Source organism: Nonomuraea sp. NPDC049709, from assembly GCF_040674815.1.
In the GTDB taxonomy this organism is placed as follows: domain Bacteria; phylum Actinomycetota; class Actinomycetes; order Streptosporangiales; family Streptosporangiaceae; genus Nonomuraea.
Map to the genome: position 1 here is coordinate 1 of NZ_JBFANM010000138.1, position 17,725 is coordinate 17,725.

Annotated in this window: 16 protein-coding genes; 11 read left to right on the forward strand and 5 right to left on the reverse strand. The window is 67.8% G+C overall.

The window, feature by feature from the left end:
• Window positions 1-250: 250 nt before the first annotated feature.
• The 3 genes from AB0J69_RS58765 to AB0J69_RS58775 all read right to left on the reverse strand — a co-directional run bounded on the left by AB0J69_RS58765 (window position 251) and on the right by AB0J69_RS58775 (window position 1,764).
• Window positions 251-499, reverse strand: a complete 249-nt coding sequence (locus AB0J69_RS58765) for a hypothetical protein (RefSeq protein WP_364137502.1) — start codon at window positions 497-499, stop codon at window positions 251-253.
• A complete protein-coding gene (locus AB0J69_RS58770; protein ID WP_364137474.1) occupies window positions 439-936 on the reverse strand; it encodes a phosphotransferase in 498 nt (165 codons plus the stop codon). Before AB0J69_RS58770 ends, AB0J69_RS58765 begins: the two co-directional genes overlap by 61 nt.
• Before the next feature lie 138 nt (window positions 937-1,074).
• The gene (locus tag AB0J69_RS58775; RefSeq protein WP_364137476.1) at window positions 1,075-1,764 is read right to left on the reverse strand and encodes a TetR/AcrR family transcriptional regulator; all 690 of its coding nucleotides are present in this window, start codon (window positions 1,762-1,764) and stop codon (window positions 1,075-1,077) included.
• Between the two features lie 62 nt (window positions 1,765-1,826).
• On the opposite strand from AB0J69_RS58775, the gene AB0J69_RS58780 reads away from it, so the two are divergent.
• The 6 genes from AB0J69_RS58780 (at window position 1,827) to AB0J69_RS58805 (ending at window position 6,983) form a co-directional block, all read left to right on the forward strand.
• On the forward strand, window positions 1,827-3,347 hold the full coding sequence (locus AB0J69_RS58780; RefSeq protein WP_364137478.1) for an FAD-dependent monooxygenase: 1,521 nt from the start codon (window positions 1,827-1,829) through the stop codon (window positions 3,345-3,347).
• Complete coding sequence (locus tag AB0J69_RS58785) at window positions 3,344-3,739, forward strand: RidA family protein (RefSeq protein WP_364137480.1); 396 nt, start codon at window positions 3,344-3,346, stop codon at window positions 3,737-3,739. The genes AB0J69_RS58780 and AB0J69_RS58785 overlap by 4 nt, the downstream gene beginning before the upstream one ends.
• Before the next feature lie 1,362 nt (window positions 3,740-5,101).
• Window positions 5,102-5,644, forward strand: coding sequence for a hypothetical protein (locus AB0J69_RS58790; protein ID WP_364137482.1), 543 nt, complete (start codon window positions 5,102-5,104; stop codon window positions 5,642-5,644).
• Between the two features lie 138 nt (window positions 5,645-5,782).
• Entirely contained in the window at window positions 5,783-6,115 is a 333-nt protein-coding gene (locus tag AB0J69_RS58795; RefSeq protein ID WP_364137484.1) for a hypothetical protein, read from the forward strand.
• Window positions 6,116-6,540: 425 nt separating this feature from the next.
• Window positions 6,541-6,747, forward strand: coding sequence for a cold-shock protein (locus AB0J69_RS58800; RefSeq protein WP_061253952.1), 207 nt, complete (start codon window positions 6,541-6,543; stop codon window positions 6,745-6,747).
• Window positions 6,748-6,785: 38 nt separating this feature from the next.
• Complete coding sequence (locus AB0J69_RS58805) at window positions 6,786-6,983, forward strand: helix-turn-helix domain-containing protein (protein ID WP_364137487.1); 198 nt, start codon at window positions 6,786-6,788, stop codon at window positions 6,981-6,983.
• 131 nt (window positions 6,984-7,114) lie between these two features.
• Here the strand turns inward: AB0J69_RS58805 and AB0J69_RS58810 are convergent, their stop codons facing one another.
• Together AB0J69_RS58810 and AB0J69_RS58815 are read right to left on the reverse strand one after the other, a co-directional pair.
• Window positions 7,115-7,852, reverse strand: coding sequence for an integrase core domain-containing protein (locus AB0J69_RS58810; protein ID WP_364137500.1), 738 nt, complete (start codon window positions 7,850-7,852; stop codon window positions 7,115-7,117).
• Window positions 7,853-8,162: 310 nt separating this feature from the next.
• Entirely contained in the window at window positions 8,163-9,167 is a 1,005-nt protein-coding gene (locus tag AB0J69_RS58815) for a LacI family DNA-binding transcriptional regulator (protein ID WP_364137489.1), read from the reverse strand.
• Between the two features lie 79 nt (window positions 9,168-9,246).
• Here AB0J69_RS58815 and AB0J69_RS58820 point away from each other — a divergent pair, with 79 nt between their 5' ends.
• The 5 genes from AB0J69_RS58820 (at window position 9,247) to AB0J69_RS58840 (ending at window position 17,591) form a co-directional block, all read left to right on the forward strand.
• Window positions 9,247-10,536, forward strand: a complete 1,290-nt coding sequence (locus AB0J69_RS58820) for a polysaccharide pyruvyl transferase family protein (protein WP_364137491.1) — start codon at window positions 9,247-9,249, stop codon at window positions 10,534-10,536.
• On the forward strand, window positions 10,529-11,440 hold the full coding sequence (locus tag AB0J69_RS58825) for an ABC transporter permease subunit (protein ID WP_347779519.1): 912 nt from the start codon (window positions 10,529-10,531) through the stop codon (window positions 11,438-11,440). The genes AB0J69_RS58820 and AB0J69_RS58825 overlap by 8 nt, the downstream gene beginning before the upstream one ends.
• A gap of 98 nt (window positions 11,441-11,538) precedes the next feature.
• A complete protein-coding gene (locus AB0J69_RS58830; protein WP_364137494.1) occupies window positions 11,539-12,408 on the forward strand; it encodes a carbohydrate ABC transporter permease in 870 nt (289 codons plus the stop codon).
• Window positions 12,409-12,441: 33 nt separating this feature from the next.
• A complete protein-coding gene (locus AB0J69_RS58835) occupies window positions 12,442-14,064 on the forward strand; it encodes an extracellular solute-binding protein (RefSeq protein WP_364137496.1) in 1,623 nt (540 codons plus the stop codon).
• A gap of 98 nt (window positions 14,065-14,162) precedes the next feature.
• On the forward strand, window positions 14,163-17,591 hold the full coding sequence (locus AB0J69_RS58840) for an alginate lyase family protein (RefSeq protein WP_364137498.1): 3,429 nt from the start codon (window positions 14,163-14,165) through the stop codon (window positions 17,589-17,591).
• The last annotated feature ends 134 nt before the right edge of the window (window positions 17,592-17,725 follow it).

The following is a 17,725-nucleotide window of genomic DNA, read 5'->3' on the forward strand; positions in this document are numbered from 1 at the left end:
GGCGCCCCCGCAGCGTCATGCGACGGCCCGCCCCAACCGCCTCGGGGACATTACGGGCGAAACCCGCGGAGCCACTCACGCACCCCGACCAGCTGGCCTGTCTGCGCCACGCACGGTCGTGGCTTACGTGCCGAACCGGAGCATGGGATCGCCGTTTGGCGGTGTACGGGCGGTGGAACGCATACCGTCGCGCCAGTCGGTGAGCTGTCTTGATCGTGTTGCCACCTTCGGCATCTGGAAAGGATGTTGACTAGCCGGGGATCCACCAGCAGTAGAGCAGTTGGTCGCTCTCCTTGGCTCTCCGCGCCAGCGCGACGAACTCCTTGACTAGGTCGAGCACGTGGTCACCGTCGAGGCTTGAGGGATGTTCGTTCATCCATTGCTGGGCCACTTCGGGTAGCCGGGCATCATCGACCTCGGCGAGTGTGTCCCGTGCGCTCACCGAGAGTTCCTCGATCTCGGGTCCCTCGCGATAGGGAGAGTCCTCCGGCAAGGCCATCCACTCGTCTTCGGTCTTTGGCGCCCCTTCGGGCGGCGGGTACAAGGTGACGGCTCGACCAGGTCGTCGGAGTAGGGGAAGCCCTTGATGACGGCCATGAGGTCGCCGAGACATCCGGTGGGATCGATCCACTTGGTTTCCAAGACGTCGAACACTGGGGCGTCGGGGAGGGGTTTGGCTGATGCCCGTAGTTCGTTCGGCCGCCAGGTTCCGTTCGAGACGACGACATTGGCGGGATGGAGGTCACCGTGCACCCACACCGGCGGGCCCTCCCACTCGGGGGCCGCGACGGCATCGGCCCAGACGGCCCGGACGGCGCGGACATCGCCGACGGCGTCGGGGTCAATGGCCTGCAAGAACTGCTCGAAGCCGCCCGTACACCTCTTGGGGTGAGCGCCGAAGTCCGAACTGGCCGGGGCCTCGGCAGGCGCCTCCACAGGAGCGCCTGGAGGAAGCCCGCCAGTGTGTCGGCCGCGTGGCCAGCATCAGCGTCGCTGCCGATCGGGGCGGCCATGAGCAGCTCATCTCCTGGGCCGCCGAGTTCGGGCAGGTGCCGGGCGTCGGCGTCAGCTGCGTCAAAGGTTCAGTTCCGGCTCGGCGGGGGACGGGTCGGCGAGGCCCCTGAGTAGCAGGTTCAGGCCGTGGGCGAAGTGGCCGTCGAAGTCGGTGCCGGTCAGTGTGGGCTCGGCGGCGGCCAGGTTCGGGTAGACGCGTGGGTCCAGGGCCGTGTGCAGCATGAGCAGCGCGACGGGCAGGTCGGAGCCGGTGAGTTCGCGGGCGGCCTGCTCCTCCAGCGTGTGCCCGACGGTGAAGTTGATGATGGTGAACATGGCCCGGGTGGCCGCTTCGGCGGAGAGGCCCGTTTCGAGCAGCACGCCCACGAGGGTGTCGGCGAAGCCCAGCGTGTTGGGGCCGACGGAGTGGGTGCCGGCGTAGACGCGGGCGCCGTCGCGGTGGGCCAGGAGCGCCGTACGCAGGCGACCGGCCAGTTCGGCGAGTTGTCCCTGCCAGGTGAGGCCGTGGGGGAGCGGACCCGCGCAGCCGGCCAGCAGTTCCTCCGCCATGGCCGCGAGCAGTGCCTGCTTGGTGGCGAAGTGCCGGTAGAGCGTGCCCGCCTGAACGTCGAGCGCGGTGGCCAGGCGGCGCATGGTCAGCGCGTCGAGGCCTTCCTCGTTCACCAGGCGCAGGGCGGTGGTGACCGCTTCCGGCACGGCCATCTTGCGAGGGCGGCCCCGGCCGCGCTGTGCGGTTGACGTCGTTCCCATGCCTGGCAATACTAGTGAACGTCATTTTATGAACGATGTTCATTTAATTGAGAGGGGCAACCTTGCACGCCGACGTGATCGTGGCAGGCGCTGGGCCCACCGGGCTGCTGCTGGCCGCGGAGCTGGCCCTGGCCGGGGTACGGGTCCGCGTTCTGGAACGCAACGAAACGCCCACCCGGCAGTCCCGGGCGCTCACCCTGCACCCGCGCAGCATCGAGGTCATGGACCTGCGGGGCATCGCCGGCCGGTTCCTGGCCTGTGGCCGTACGGTGCCTGGGTGGCACTTCGCGGGCCTGGACACCCGGCTCGACTTCACCGCGCTCGACACCCGGCACGGGTACACGCTGTTCCTGGAGCAGGCCCGTACCGAGGAACTGCTCGACGCCCGCGCCCGCGAGCTCGGCGCCGAGATCGTCCGGCGGTGCGTGGTCACCGCCGTCCGGCAGGAACCCGACGCCGTCGTCGTCGAGACCTCCGGTGGTGAGACACTGCGGGCCTCCTACGTCGTGGGCTGCGACGGCGGGCGTAGCCTCGTCAGGCAGGCGGCGGGCATCCCGTTCGACGGCAGCGACGAGACGCTGACCGGCATGCTCGGCGACTTCGCCGTCACCGGCCCCGGCGCCGTGCGGGCCGCCGGAGAGCACGGTGTGCTGGCGGTGCCGATGGAGGGCGGGCTGACTCGGTTCGTGATCGTCGATCCGGAACGGATGCGGGTGCCGTCGGGGGAGCCGGTGACGTACGAGGAGTTCCGTCGATCGCTGACCAGCATCGCCGGCACGGACTTCGGGATCGCCGAGCCGCGCTGGTTGTCGCGTTTCGGCAACGCCACCCGCCAGGCCGGGCGCTACCGGGAGGGGCGGATCCTGGTGGCGGGGGACGCCGCCCACGTGCACTTCCCGGCCGCCGGGCAGGGGCTCAACACCGGGCTGCAGGACGCGATGAATCTGGGGTGGAAGCTCGCCGCCCAGGTCAAGGGGTGGGCACCGGAGGGGCTGTTGGACTCCTACGATGCCGAACGCCGCCCGGTCGGTGCCGGCGTAACCGCCAACACCGAGGTGCAGGCGCTGCTCATGGAACTGACGCTGGTGCCGCAGTACCGGCGGCCCGCCATGGCGCTGCGCGAAATGCTGGACGGTCTGCTCGGGATCGGCGAGGTCAACCGGCGCCTGGCCGCCTCCGTCTCGGCGATCGGCACCGGGTACGGCCCCTCGGCCGCCTCCGTCCCGGCGACCCTCACCGGCTACGGCACCCTGGCCGGGATCCGGGTGCCCGACCTGCCCGTCAGCGTCGCGGAGCGGCCCGGGGCCGAGCGCCTGTACGAGCTCCTGCACGACGGGCGCTTTCTCCTCCTCCGCGCAGCCGTCCGGTCAGGCCCGCCCGCGGATTCGTTCGCTGGCCCGTCTGCCGATCCGCCCGTCGGCCTGGACGATCGGGTGGCCACGGTCACTGCCACGGCCTGGGAGCCGACGGCGGAGCTGGCGGGTGCCGAAGCCGTGCTCGTACGGCCTGATGGGCACCTCGCCTGGGCCGGGCCGCTCGCGGAGGAGCGGGACGCGGTGTCGCACTGGGTGGGGCCGGCATGACGGGGGTGCGGCGGCTCGATCCGGACGGGCTGGTGCGGATCCCCGGTGGTCTCAGCCATTGCGTGGTCGTGGAGCGGGCGGGGCTGGTGTTCCTGTCGGGGCAGGTCGCCTGGGACGAGGCCGGCCGGATCAGCGGCGACGACCACGGCGCGCAGGCCGAACGCATCGCGGCCGCCATCGGCCTCGCGCTGGCCGCCGCCGGGACCGGGCGCGAGCACATCGTCAAAGAGACGATCTACGTGGTCGGCTACCGGCCGGAGCTGCTGCCCGGCATCCTCGCCCCGCTCCGCCAAGGCGTCACGTCTTGCCCGGCCAGCACCCTGGTAGAGGTGGTCTCCCTGGCCGAGCCCGGCCTGCTGGTCGAGGTGGAGGTGGTCGCAGCACTTCCGTGAACTCGGCCGGTTGACGGAGCCGCGGTGCTGCCATGGAACTGGTGGCGGGCTGCCGGTCATGGAACTGGCGTATGCCTCGACGACAATGGCGACCGGTGTCGCGGACGGCTGGGGCGACGCCAAACTCATGGAAATTCCGACACCCGGAGCTGGGCATGATCAGCCTCCGCTTCCACGCGATGCCGGTGGAGGACGGCCAGGTGCTCACCGTCCTCCACGCCTGGCCCCGGCTCACGGGGCGAGCAGTCCCTGGCGCCGCACGCCACGATGATCATGACCCGACGCCGCAGTCCCTGATGCCGTCGTGGGGCCAGTCGGCGGAGAGCGACGCTTCGGCCGTGGACCGGGGAAGCGAAGCAGGCCGACCGGTCCGGAAACGGTTGGCCTGTCCACCGTTCGGCGGTGCCCGCTACCGCGCAAGGAGGAACGCCGGGCGGTTCTCCGGAGAGCGACCAGTAGCCCCGGATTGGTCTCCGGAGGCACTTCGCCGTCGTCGACGGCTCGTTGGCATCGCTCTCGCAGGCCACGCCGGTCAAGCGCACCGCCGACGGCCGGTGGCCGTCGCACCGGAGCGGCAACTCACGGGGCGGAGCGCGGCCATCGGCAGCAGACGGCTCCAGTGTCCGCGCCCGCCCGCTCGACGAGGGCGACACCACGGCTGTGCATCGCTGGCCAGGTCCATGCCGGAGAGCAGTCCGGGTTCGGCGCGCACGTGCAGGCCGCGGGGGATGAGCACGGACCTTCACGAGGTGTTCGCTGAGGACTGGGCGGCCCGATTCCCGCGGATCGACTCGGCCGTGGCATCGCGTGCGCCACGTGCACCAGGAACGCAAAGGCCACCATCAACGACCACATGGTGCTGTGGCCGTACGCGGTAGCCGTCGTACTCGCCCCGTCGTACTCGTCGTGCTCGGGTCGGCCTGCCTCGGCGAGGTCGGAGGCTCGGAAGGCGGTGGTCCAGACGCGCTGGAAGTAGTCCTGGGGCTTGCGCAGGTCCAGGGCAAGGGCGTCATCGAGGAGGCCGAGCCCGGCCAGCGCGGCGGCCAGCCTGGCGATGGACGACTACGAGCCCTTGACCGCGGGCATGGTGCGCGTCGTCGGCAAGGGCAACAAGGAACGGCATCTGCCCCTGTCCTCGTTACCGCAGAGGTACGGTACGGGACGCCGCGGCCGAAGCCCCGCTCCTGAGTGGTGGACGGTATAGATGATCACCGCGTAATAGCGGAGCGAGGTCGGGTGGTGAGCACAACGCTCGGGCCTGCCCTCAGGCCGCGTGGAGCGCAGAAACGGCAGCGGGCCGGTACCAGGGACGATACCGTTCATCGGATCCCCAATGATCTTTCGACCGCTTCGGAGTAGCCCGTGAGTGACGCTTACTCTCCCGTTCCGGAACTCAACAGTCTCAAGGAGTTCGAAGAGCGATGTGGAAGCGAGTACTACGCCAACGGGTTCGAGCTCGTCGAGTTCGGCAGGCCCAGCGGCGCCGAGACCTACTCGGACGAGCAAGAGTTCGTTGACAGCTTCTTGTGCTTCGCCCGCGCCAATAGATCCGGTTCGGACTATGCGTTCTGGCGCGTCGACGACCGTGAGGACCTGGCCGCTTTGCCGGTGGTGGTTTTCGGGGACGAGGGGGGAATATGTGTCGTCGCCAGCAACCTCCGAGACCTGTTCCGGCAACTCGGATGTGACTGGTGGCAGTGGCCATCCTGGGAGGGGGCCCAGTTCATGGAGCCCGACCCTGACGACAATCCCAGCCCACGCCATGGGGACTATCTCGAATGGCTGAATGAGAACTTCGATCTTTCCCCGCCGAACAACCCCAACGAGCTCCTGGGCGTCGCAGAGGCCGAATTCGGCGCTCTGCTGGAGAGCTGGGTGGACCGCTTCTACCAAGACGAGCAGTGACCTACGGTGCTTGGCAACAGCCGTCACTTCTTGATCATGCGGCGGTATTCGGCTAGCGAGGTGACGGCCGCCGCCTCGTCGACGTCGCCCGGCGACGGGCTGACCTTGCCAGGTGAGGCCGAACCATGATCCGCCGGATTGGGCTCGCCACGCGCCGCCGACTACGCTCGCTACGCCCGCCAGGTGGTCCAGAGGCTCGCCACGCATTTCGACGACCTGACCGACCCGACGACCGCCGCCACTGTCGAAGGGTCCATCTCCGCCTACCTCGCCGCGCCGTTTGACGTCTGGGAGGTCAGCCTGGACAGCCCCGCTCTGGCCAACTGGCGGCTCAAGCCCGACACCGGACACCGCGTCCGGGTGGCCTTAACCCGGATGCCGCCCCGCACCCCTGATGCGGTGCAGGAGCAGCGCGATCTGGAGCGCGAACGCGCGCTCACCGCACTTGTCCAGGAGGAGCCGGCCTCATGAGCCGGGCGGCGTGCACCGCGGTTGCTGGAGCACGCTGGCCCATCGCCGGGCTGTGGCGCGCCGCCCATGCCGGGCAGCGCGACAGCTGGAGTTTCGCCAGCCTGGCCGGGATCCTTCTGGCCCAAGGACGCCTGTTCACCCCGGCGCTCCGGTCCGACCGACACGGCACCCGGACTCGCGGCGCCGCCCAGAAATGCGACTCATCCAGGCGGATAACGGCCGGGGTGGGCATACCACGCCTGCACGTGTGCTAGATTGAGTGTAGTTGCAGTTGTGGTACCCATAAGAACTTGTGTGCACCTGACGGTATGTAGCCTCAGGTGCATTTTTTGTTGCCGGTCTTCTCCGGGTGTGGGCCTATCTCGGCGACGCGGAATTCGTGCGATGCGGATTTCGGCTTTTGCACCTATCAAGAGGAGATCATCATGGCTTCTGGCACCGTGAAGTGGTTCAACGCGGAAAAGGGCTTCGGCTTCATCGAGCAGGACGGCGGCGGCGCCGACGTCTTCGCGCACTACTCCAACATCGTCTCTCAGGGCGGCTACCGCGAGCTGCGCGAGGGCCAGAAGGTGGCCTTCGATGTCACCCAGGGCCAGAAGGGCCCGCAGGCCGAGAACATCGTTGCCGCCTGACAAAATTGGCGCTACATCAGGGCTCGCACCTATACAGGGTGCGAGCCCTGACTCGTTTCCGGCGCCTGGGACGCCCGCCGGCGATGACGGCAGAGCAAATCAGGCACGCCCGCGACCTGCTCACCGGGCCGGAGAACACCGTCTCCTCCATCGCCCGCCTGCTCGGCGTCGGCCGCTCCATGATCTACAAATACGTCCCCGAGCTCGCGAGCGGCCGACCCTGCGCCTGCCGATAATTCCATCCGTGCAGGTCAAGCGGCATGTGAGTATTCGGGGAGGATGCCGCCGAGTCGGTCTCGTCGGCGTATGTTCAGGTCGGTGATTCGCTGTGCCGCTCGAATATTGAGTTACCGGTTCTGAGCTGCGGTTAAGCGGCGTGGTGGTATTCGTTGATCATGCCGGCAACGACGGGTTGTCGGCGGACGATCCGCTGGCCGTGGAGGTCGGTCACGTCGTGAGCGGGCTGAGCTGCGATAGCCGGGGGACGTTGCTGCCGGGACTGGTGCGGCCGGTGCCGGTTGTAGTGGATCAGATACTTCTGGAGCACGCGGGCCAGGTGGCGTTCGTTGAGGATCAGAATCCGCTCCAGGAGTTCACGGCGCAGCGTGCCGATGACGCGCTCGCAGATGGCGTTCATCCTCGGTGTCCGCGGCAGCGTGGTGATGATCTGCAGCCCTTCAGCTGTGAAGACCTCCCTGAACGCCGAGGTGAGGAGCGGATCCCGATCGTGGATCAGGAACCGTAGCCGGGTGATGCGGTCGCCCAGGTCCATCGCCAGGTTACGGGCTTGCTGGGCCGTCCATGCTCCGGCCGGGTGTGCGGTTACTCCGGCCAGGTGCAGGCGTCGGGTGCCGTGCTCGATAAAGATCAGCACGTAGAGCCGTTTGAGCATGATCGTCTCGACCACGAGGAAGTCACAGGCGAGGATCGCGTGGGCTTGAGCGGTCAGGAACTGCCGCCAGGCCGGCCCGGCTCGGCGGGGTGCCGGATCGATACCGGCGGTGTGCGGGATCTCCCACACCGTGGAGACCGCGATGTGGTAGCCCAGCCGGGCCAACTCGCCTGGGATTCTCCGGTGTCCCCAGGTCGGGTTCTCCCGCGCCATCCGCACAATCAGCGCCTTGACCGGTTGGCGGGTGCAGGGCCGTCCCGGACGCCGCCTGTCCGTGAAGGTCCACTTACGCGCCACGAGACTGCGATGCCAACGCAGGATCGTCGCCGGGGTGACCGGGAACACCTCCGCCCACCGGCGGCGGTGGATCAGGCGCGACAACGCCGCAAGCCAGAGCCGATCTGCTGGGCACCTCACCCTGCAGCAGCATGCCCGCAGTTACAGCGCCACCGATCATGGCCACCCGGGCCCCATCACATAGGCTGACGACAATCGATATGAGCCGCGGGCGATCATGCGAACGCTAATCGCGGATCCGGGTCAGAGCGGTCGCTGAGTCGCGGATCACCAGTTCGGGTTCGGGGTCGGTGATGACACCGCCTGCGCTTGGCCGCCCCGCGATCAGGTCGTAAAGCGCCTCGACGCCGGCCCGGCCGAGTTGGTACATGGGCATCCGGACTGCGGTGACGGCCGGGCGCAGGTGTTGCATCAGGTCGACGTCGTGGATGCCGACCACCGACAGCTGGTCGGGGATGGCGATGCCGAGGTCGCGTGCGGCGGCCAGGACCCCGACCGCGCTCATGATGTTGTTGACGACGATGGCGGTCGGCGCGGTTGGCGCCTGCATGGCCTGCCGGAGCCCGTCGGCGCCGGCCTGCTCACCGAACCCGGTGTCCAGGTGCGGAGCCGGTGTCAGGCCGGCGGCGTCCATCGCCTGCTGGTAGCCCAGGTAGCGCTGCTGGGAGAGGTATCCCGAACCCCCGACGAAGACGATGTGGCGGTGGCCGAGGTTGACCAGGAACCGCGTCGCGATCTCGCCCGCGCGGCGATCGTCTACGTCGATCCAGGGATGGTCCAGTGCATGTTCCAGGACGAGGATCGGCTTGGGGTGGGAGCGGAGTTCGGCCATCACGTCGTCGTCCAGCAGTCCTTCGCCGCGGATCAAGATACCGTCGACCGTGCCCTGGCTGAGCAGCCGGGTCAGGAACTGGCTGCCGGAGCGCATCGTCTCGGCATCGCCCAGCAGGACCGTCGCGCCGTGCTCCGCCGCCGCCTCATGGACCCCATGCCGCAGCGGCCCGTAGACCGGGTTGTCGATCTTGTTGAGGATCATCGCGATCATGTCGGTTTGGTTGAGCCGCAGCGAGCGCGCCGTCTGGTTCGGCTGGTAGCCCAATTGCTCCATCGCCTGGAGCACCCGGGTGCGGGTGGATTCCCTCATCCGGGTGTGGCTCGTGCCGTTGACCACCGCCGACACCACGGCGAGCGACACCCCAGCCGCCCGTGCGACGTCACGTTGCGTTGCCATGGTGCAAGCCTACTCGGTTCTTGACGTAACGTCTCACCATCCCTATTTTGAATTAACGTTACGTCAACAAGGAGCACATATGACATCGACACGTCGCACCGTCCTCCTGCGGTCCTCCTGGGCGACGGTGAACATCGGCGACGTGGCTCACTCCCCTGGCGTGGTGCGGGCGTTTCAGCGGTTCGCCCCCGAGGTCGAGGTCATCCTCTGGCCGGTGCGGCTGGAGGAGCGCGAACGATCCATGCTGCGGCACGCGTTTCCCGACGTGCGAGTCGTCGATGGCACTCTCGGCGGGGACGGGCCGAGCACCCCGGAGTTGGCCGCCGCCATCGACGGCGCGGACGTCCTGATGCACGGATCGGGCGCCGACGCCTTCCAGAGCACCGAGATCGATTGGTGGCGCGAGCACGTGGGCCGCCCGTATGGGTACTTCGGGGTCACCGTGGATCCGCTGTGCCCACCGACCATGGCGACGCTGCCGGAGCTGGCACAGATGGTCGATCTGCTCCCACCGTCCTATCTCGAGGACGACGTCAAGGACCGTTTCGACAGCGCCGACTTCGTGTACTGCCGCGAAACGCTGACCCTGGCCACCCTGCGCGGCCAGAAGATAACCGGGCCCGACCTCGCCTTCGGGCCGGATGGCACGTTCGCGTTCGACCACACTGACGCCGTCGCCGCCGCTCGCCTGCTGGAGGGTTTCGGCCTGCAGCCCGGTCGGTTCGCCTGCTTCGTTCCGCGGCTGCGCTACGCCCCCTATGCGAAGATCTACGGCACGGAACCGACCCGCGAGCAGATGCGGCGCGACGCGGTCAACCGGGCCACCGTGACGCACGACCTGGCGGTGCTGGCGGCGGCGATCGAGACCTGGGTACGCGTCAGCGGCCTGCCGGCCGTCGTGGTGCCCGAGATGAGCTATGCCGTCGAGCTCGCTCACGAGCAGCTTCCCAGCCTGCTCAGTCCACAGACGCTCGGTCAGGTCCGGCTCCTGGACCGGTACTGGCCGCTGGAGGAGGCGACCGGGGTCTACGCCGTCTCGTCGCTGGTGGTCAGCATGGAGTGTCATTCGCCGATCCTGGCCGCACGACATGCGATCCCGACCGTCTACCTTCGGCAGCCGACCGAGACCACGAAATCTCAGATGTTCGCCGACCTCGGCGCCCCAGACCTGGTGATCGAGCTCGACCATCGTGCCGCGGCGACGGTCGTCGCGGCGGTCACCGACATCGCCACCGACCCGGCGCCCGCGGTCGCCCGGAGCAGGAGGGTCGCGGCCAATGCCGACGACCGGCTGCGGGCGGCGGTGCAAGCCTGCGTCGCGGGCCGGCCCATCGGCCTGCCAGCACCGGTGGAGACCGGCGATGCGTAGCCTGCGCGACCGCTGGCGGCGCGACCGGGTCCTGCTGCTGCTGGCGCTTCCCGGGGTCACGGCGCTGCTGCTGTTCCACTATCTGCCGCTCGGCGGGAACATCATCGCGTTCCAGGACTTCCAGCCGTTCCTCGGAATCTGGCACAGCCCGTACGTCGGGCTGGACAACTTCGAGCCGGTGCTCACCGGCGACCCGGTGTTCCTCAACGCACTCGTCAACACACTGATCATCACGCTGATCCAGGTGGTCTTCGTGTTCCCGCTGCCGATCTGCCTCGCGTTGATCCTGAACGCGACCATCAGCGAACGGCTCAAACGCCTCACCCAGTCGATCCTCTACATGCCGCACTTCCTGTCCTGGGTCATCGTGGTCGCCCTGTTCCAGCAGATGTTCGGCAACGGCGGGATGCTCAACGCCTGGCTGCGCTCGGCCGACCTGTCCACGTTCCACATCGTCGGCGTACCCGAGTTGTTCAAACTCATGATCACATCACAGGTGATCTGGAAGGACACCGGCTGGTCGACAATCATCTTCCTCGCCGCACTGTCCAGAGTGGATCCGGCGCAGATGGAGGCCGCGGTGGTGGACGGCGCCTCGGCGGCTCGCCGCCTGTGGCACGTGACCCTGCCCTACATCCGCCCGGTGATCGTCCTGCTGCTGATTCTGCGGCTCGGTGACTCGCTGTCCGTCGGGTTCGAGCAGATCATCCTGCAGCAGGCACAGGTCGGTGCCGGTGCCAGCGAAGTACTCGACACCTACGTCTACAACCACGGGATCGTCGGCGGCGACTGGGGCACCGCGGCCGCGGTGGGGCTGATCAAAGGCATTGTCGGTGTCGCGCTCGTGCTCGGCGCCAACCGGTTGGCCCACGCCCTGGGCGAGCAGGGGGTGTACGCCAAGTGACGAGCCGACCTGTGCCGACTGCGGTGTCCGTGGCGCGCCCCGCCGCGGGCACAGGGCCGCGGCGGCCACGCTCGGGCCGCAGCCAGCGTCCGGTCTGGATGGGCGAGCCCAGCAAGCTGGGGTTCGGTGCGCGGGGACTCGTGCTCGGCCTGGGCTGCCTGGCGGTTTTGGTTCCGTTCTGGGCGGTGCTCATGACCAGCATCGCCTCCCCGGAGGAGATCAACAGGGCGGGCGGGTTCGTGCTGTGGACGAACGAACCCACGCTGGACTCCTACCGGGCCGTCCTGTCCGGAGGAATCGTCACCCGTGCGCTACTGGTGAGCGCCGGCATCACCGTGGTCGGCACGGCACTCAGCCTCGTCACCACGATCGCTCTGGCGTACGCGCTGTCGCGGCCAGGTTCGTTGCTGCAAAAGCCGATCCTGCTGATGACGGTGTTCACCCTGCTGTTCAACCCGGGCATCATCCCGATGTACCTGACGGTCAAACAGCTTGGCCTGCTGGACAGCTACCTGGCACTGATCCTGCCGGTGCTGGTGAACGCGTTCAACGTCATCGTCATGCGGGCGTTCTTCCAGGAAATCCCACGCGAGCTGCGGGAAAGCGCCTATATGGACGGTGCCGGGGAGATGCGCATCCTGCTGCGGATCGTCCTGCCACTGTCGAAGGCGGTCGTCTCCGTGATCGGGCTGTTCTACGCAGTGGCGTACTGGAACGCCTTCTTCTCCGCGATGTTGTACCTCCAGTCGTCGGAAAAGTGGCCGCTGCAACTGGTGCTGCGCACCTACGTCGTCAACAACACCCCGATCGGGTCCGACCAGCTCAGCTCGAACCTGGAGAACCTGCCACCACAAATCTCCGTCCAGATGGCGATTCTCGTCATCTCCGTCCTGCCCATCCTGTTCATCTACCCCTTCATCCAAAAGCACTTCGCCAAAGGACTCATGGTCGGCGCCGTCAAGGGCTGACCGGTCGTCCACGCAATGTGGCAAGGAGACGTCATGGCACCCACCTTCAGCCGCCGCCACGTCCTGGCACTCGGCGCGGCAACGGGGCTGGCCCCGCTGCTCGGGGCCTGCGGCGACGGCAGCCCGAGTTCGCCGAACAGCTCGACCGGGTCGGTCAAGCTGCCCACCTACAAGCCCGTCACCGCGGCCACGCCCGGCCTGGCCGCCGAGCCGGCCGGGGTGTCGCCGGGATACTTCACCTACCCGACCGCCTCCAGCGCCGCATCACAACCGGTGCAGGGCGAAGCCATCACGGCACTGACGTACACCTACGACCCGATCGCCCCCGCGCTCGGCTCGAACCCCTACTGGCAGAACCTCAACAGCAAACTCGGCACCGAACTGAAGATCACGTACGTCCCCTCGACTGACTACAAGAGCAAGGTCGCCACGACCATCGCCGGTGGCGATCTGCCCGACATTGTGGCTATCCAGGGCGTTGTCCAGCAGATGCCGGCCATGTTGAAGGCGGCATTCACCGACCTCACCGAGTACCTGTCCGGGGACGCGGTCCTCGCCTACCCGAACCTCGCCGCCCTGCCCACCGATGCCTGGCGCAGCACCGTCTACGACCAGCGGATCTGGGGCATCCCCGTGCCGCGGGCACGGATCGGCACCGTGTTGTACACCCGGGCCGACCTGCTGGCCAAGGCAGGACTCAGCCTCCAGCCCAATTCGTGGGCCGAGTTCAAGGAGATGGCGGTCGCGCTGACCGACGAGCGGGCCGGTCGGTGGGCGTTCGGACAGATCCCGTTCAACACGGTCCTTGAGATGAACGGGATCACCGGCAACTGGCCCGGCGGCGCCGGCGTCTGGCGGGCCGAAGGTGGCGTCTTCACCCACTCCGGGACGACACCGCAGTTCATGCAGGCCCTCGAGGACACCGTCGAGCTGGTGAAGTCGGGGGTGATACATCCCGACCACGCGGGCGCGCCCAACACGAAGCGCAACGCGTGGATGCTGGCCGGCACGACCGCGTTCACCATCGGCGGGTACGCCGGGTGGGGCAAGTTTTACGGCCAGGCGAAAGACGTGCCCGGCTTCCGCCTGACCGGCATGCTCTCGCCCACCCGCGACGGCACAGGGACGCAGGTACGCACGCCCGGCCCGACCCTGTCCAGTTTCACCGCTGTAGCCAAGACCGACAACGCCGACCGGATCAAGCAGATCCTCAAGGTCCTCGACTGGTTGTGCTCACCCTTCGGCAGCAGCGAGTACCTGGCCCTCCGGTACGGCGTCGAGGGCCAGACGTTCACCCGCAACGGCTCCGACCCGACCCTCACCGACAGCGGGCGCAGCCAGGTATTCCTGCCGGTGCGGTACCTCGCCGAAGCATCGCCCGTCATCTACGAGCCGGGCAACCGCCAGGCCGTACAGGACCAGCACGACCACCAGGTCGTCGGCGTCCCGCTTGCCGTCGCGGACCCGACCCTCGGGCTGTACTCGGAGACCGCCGCCAGCAAGGCTGCCAGCGAGCAGCAGGAACTGGACTCGGTGCTGCTGGAGATCCAGCTGGGGAACAAGCCCGTCTCGGCGTGGCAGCCGGCCATCAAGAAGTTCATGGACCGGGTGGGCAACAAGGTCAAGGCCGAGTACGAGGAGCAGGCGGGTGGTTGACGTGGACTCAGCCAACATTCTCACGGGTTAGGGAGAAGACAGTGGTGAGACGGAGCAAGTTACGTTGGTACACGCGTGGTCGGGCCCGTGCGGCGGTCGTGCTGGCTCTGGTGGCGGCGGTTCTGTCGCCGGGCAGTGCCGCCGTCGCCGACATGTCGGATCTCGGCGGGCTGCTCGACCTGACGCGCCCGGGGCTCCGCGCGGTGGCGGCCAAACTGGCCGCCGGTGATGAAGCGGGCGCCGCGAGCGAGCTCAAGGTGTATTACGCGGGCCGCGCCGACGTCCGGTACCCGGCTCCGGCCGAGGGCCTGGGCGGTGGCGACTCGGGCCCCGACGAGCTCGCGGCGGGGATCTTCCGGTTCGGCGCCGAGACCCGCAACTTCTACAACAGCGCCGAGCAGCGGATCGACATCGACTGGCAGGACCTTTGGGGTGGGACGCAGACCACCCCGGGCAGCGCGCAGACTTTGATGAGCGACTTCACGTTCATGCCCAAACTGGCATTCGCTTACGTGTCCGAGAGTGACCCGGCAAAGCGTGCGGCGTACGCGGCGGCGTGGATGGACATCTCGCTGGACTTCTTCGCCGACAATCAGAGCTGGCCGCAGGGCCGCAACCTGTCGGCAGCCAAGCGGCTCGCCCAGCTGGTCAGCGCGTTTTCCGTGTTCCGGACCGATCCTGGCATCGACGGGAGCGATCTCGTGGCGTACCTGTCCGGCGTGCACGCCACGACGGACTTCCTCGTCGGCGTGATGCAGATACATGTCGGCAACAACTGGTACGTGTCGATGGCCCGCTCCGTCCACGCGGCAGCCGTGTTTCTGCCCGAGTTCTCGTCATCGCCCGGCTGGGAGTGGTTCGCGGTGCGCTCGGCCGAGCGGTTCCTGCGCGCGTACCTGAAGGGCGACGGTGTGTACCGCGAGCCGGCGTTCAACTATCAGGCATACGTGGCAGACATGCTCAACTCCGTCATAGCAGTCGCGGATGCCAACGGGCGAACCGTTCCCGATTATCTCGTCCAGGCGGCAGACTGGATCGCGGATTCGCTGTTCGCGACCCGCCAGCCGAATCTTGAACCCGCGGCGATTGGCGACACGCCGAACAACTACGCGGGTACGTCGGCCATTCGCAGGAGCGGTGTACGCAACTCCTGGCCCGATTTCACCTGGGTCGCCTCCGGCCGAACGGATGGGACCGCCCCGACGCTGTCGTCCACGGTGTTTCCGATCAGCTTCGCGGTTCAGCGTTCCGGGTGGGACGCCGATGCCCGGTACATGCTGATCAACAACCAGAATTCCAGTTACACTGCCTCGCATCGGCATCCGGACGACCTCAGCTTGGTGATGGCGGCGTACGGGCGTCCGCTGATCGTCGACTCCGGGGTGGGGGACTACAGCGCGACTCCGACGAACGACTGGATGCGCCGCACGACCGAGGCGCACAACACCATCGAGGTCGACGGACTCCCGCAGACCGCCGGCGTCCCCCGCACAACGTCGCTGTGGCGCTCGAACGCGGGCCTCGACATCTACCGCGGTGCGGCGATGGGCTACCGGCCGGTCGCGCACGATCGCGCGGTCTACTTCGTCAGGCCCGGCTTCTGGATCGTCTCCGACGACCTCACCGGTGACACCGCCGCGCACAACTACCGGCAGCTCTGGCACTTCCCCGGGGATCCGGTGACCGTCAATCCGACCACGAAGGTCGCCACGGTCGGGTTCGACACCGTGCCCGGAGCCGCACCCGTTGCCGGCGTGCGGCTCATCCCGGTGGCAACGGCCGGCGCCGCGGTAACCCCCAGGGTCCACGAGGATGGCGCCGTACGCGTCGGCGAGCAGGTACTCACCAACGTCGACTACCTGTCGTACGACTGGTCCTCCACCGGGCCGACGGGACTGGACACGGTCGTGGTTCCCGGCAAGGCCGGCGCGGCGCCCTCGGTGACGGCGAAGCGCATCGCCATGCCCGGGGTGAGACACTCCGTGGCGACGGCGATGGAGATCGCCCTGCCGGACGCGACCGGACGCTTCTACCTTTCGCGCGAGGCGACTCCCTCGTCGAGGGCGTTCGGGGCCGCCACGACCAACGCCGAGACCGCGTACCTCGAGCGTGCTTCGGGCGGCGGGCTTACCAGGTACGCGCTGACCCGAGGGTCGTCGCTGATCGACCAAGACAACACCGTTATCAGCGCATCCGCACCGGTGTCCGACATCAGTGTGGAACTGCGCGGCTCGACCGCCCGGATCTCGCTTGGGGACCCGTTCACCGGCACGCTCTCCATCAACGCGCCGAACGCGAACGCGGTGACGGTGAACAACACCCCGATCGCGTTCACCCGCGCGGGCGACCTCATTACCGTGTCGGTCGAGGAACACTTTGCCCCGGCACCCGTGCTCAACGACGAGTTCGACGATGCCGGCCTGGACCGTGACGTCTATGACTTCAACGGATCCTTCGGCGGCTGGACGCCGGTCCAGGGGACCTGGGCGCTGACCGGCGCACAGCCGGACACGCAGCTGGCACAGACCTCGACTGCGGACATGGTGTCGTTCGCGGCGCTGCAGGACGTACCCGATGACGTGGTCATGGCCGCGGACATCGTTCCCGGGGCACGCGGCCAGACGACGGCCCGTACCGGTCTCGCGTTCCGCTACCACGATTCCCGCAACTACTACCGGGCCGAAGTGCTCAACTCCACGTCGGGAGCGACCCTGCAGCTCGTGAAGATATACAACTCGACGACCACGGTTCTCGCGGAGACCGCACTGCCGATCGGCGCCAACGTCCCGCACAAGCTGGTCGTATCCGCGATCGGGAGGCATCTGAGCGCCAAAGTCGGCGATACGTCGATCTCCGCGGACGACGGACAGCTGCCGACGGGCGGTGCCGCCGCCTTTACGCATCGGCGGGCCGCGACCTTCGACAACATCGTGATCAGGGAAGGGCTCGATCAGGCCAGTTGGCGAGGAATGACAGGGTCTGTGTCCGTCGCCTCGGGCAAGTTGCACCTCACGCCGCCTGCCGGTGGCCGGGCGCACGTACTGGCCGACTCGACCCTGCCGACGCGCTTCTCCGAGGCGTGCGACTATGTCGTGGAGACCACGGTCACGATCGACGGATCCGTCGGTAACGCAGGAGTCTCGCTGCGAGACACCACGGACGCGTACGGGTATCGGATCCACGTCGGCAAGACGGGCAACGGAACCCAGTACGCGAGCATCATCCGCGAGGCTCACGCGTCGGGTCCCGTCACAGTGGCCACGGCATCCATCAGCAACCCGTTGACAGGTCCCGTGCGACTGGGTGCGGCGATTCACGGCGACCGCATCACCGTGACGTTGAACGGCGTTCAGGTCCTGAAGGGTCGCGACACCGTTGTCCGCAGCGGCGGCGTCGGGCTTTACGCATCCACGGAGAGCTCGTTCGAGAACGTCACTGTCGCTCAGTCCTGCCGGCGGGAGCGCCTCCGGCCAATTGCTCCTGGCGCCAGCCACCGCCTGAACCACAACGACGGAACTGGCGCATAGCGGCAAAGCATGAGGGTTGGTGGGGCCGCCGGATTTTTGTGGGGCCACCCAACCCAAACCCCGGCCGGCAAGGCCACCTAGCAAGAGGAGGGGAGATTGACCAGATTGAACAAACACGCGGGAATAATCAGGGG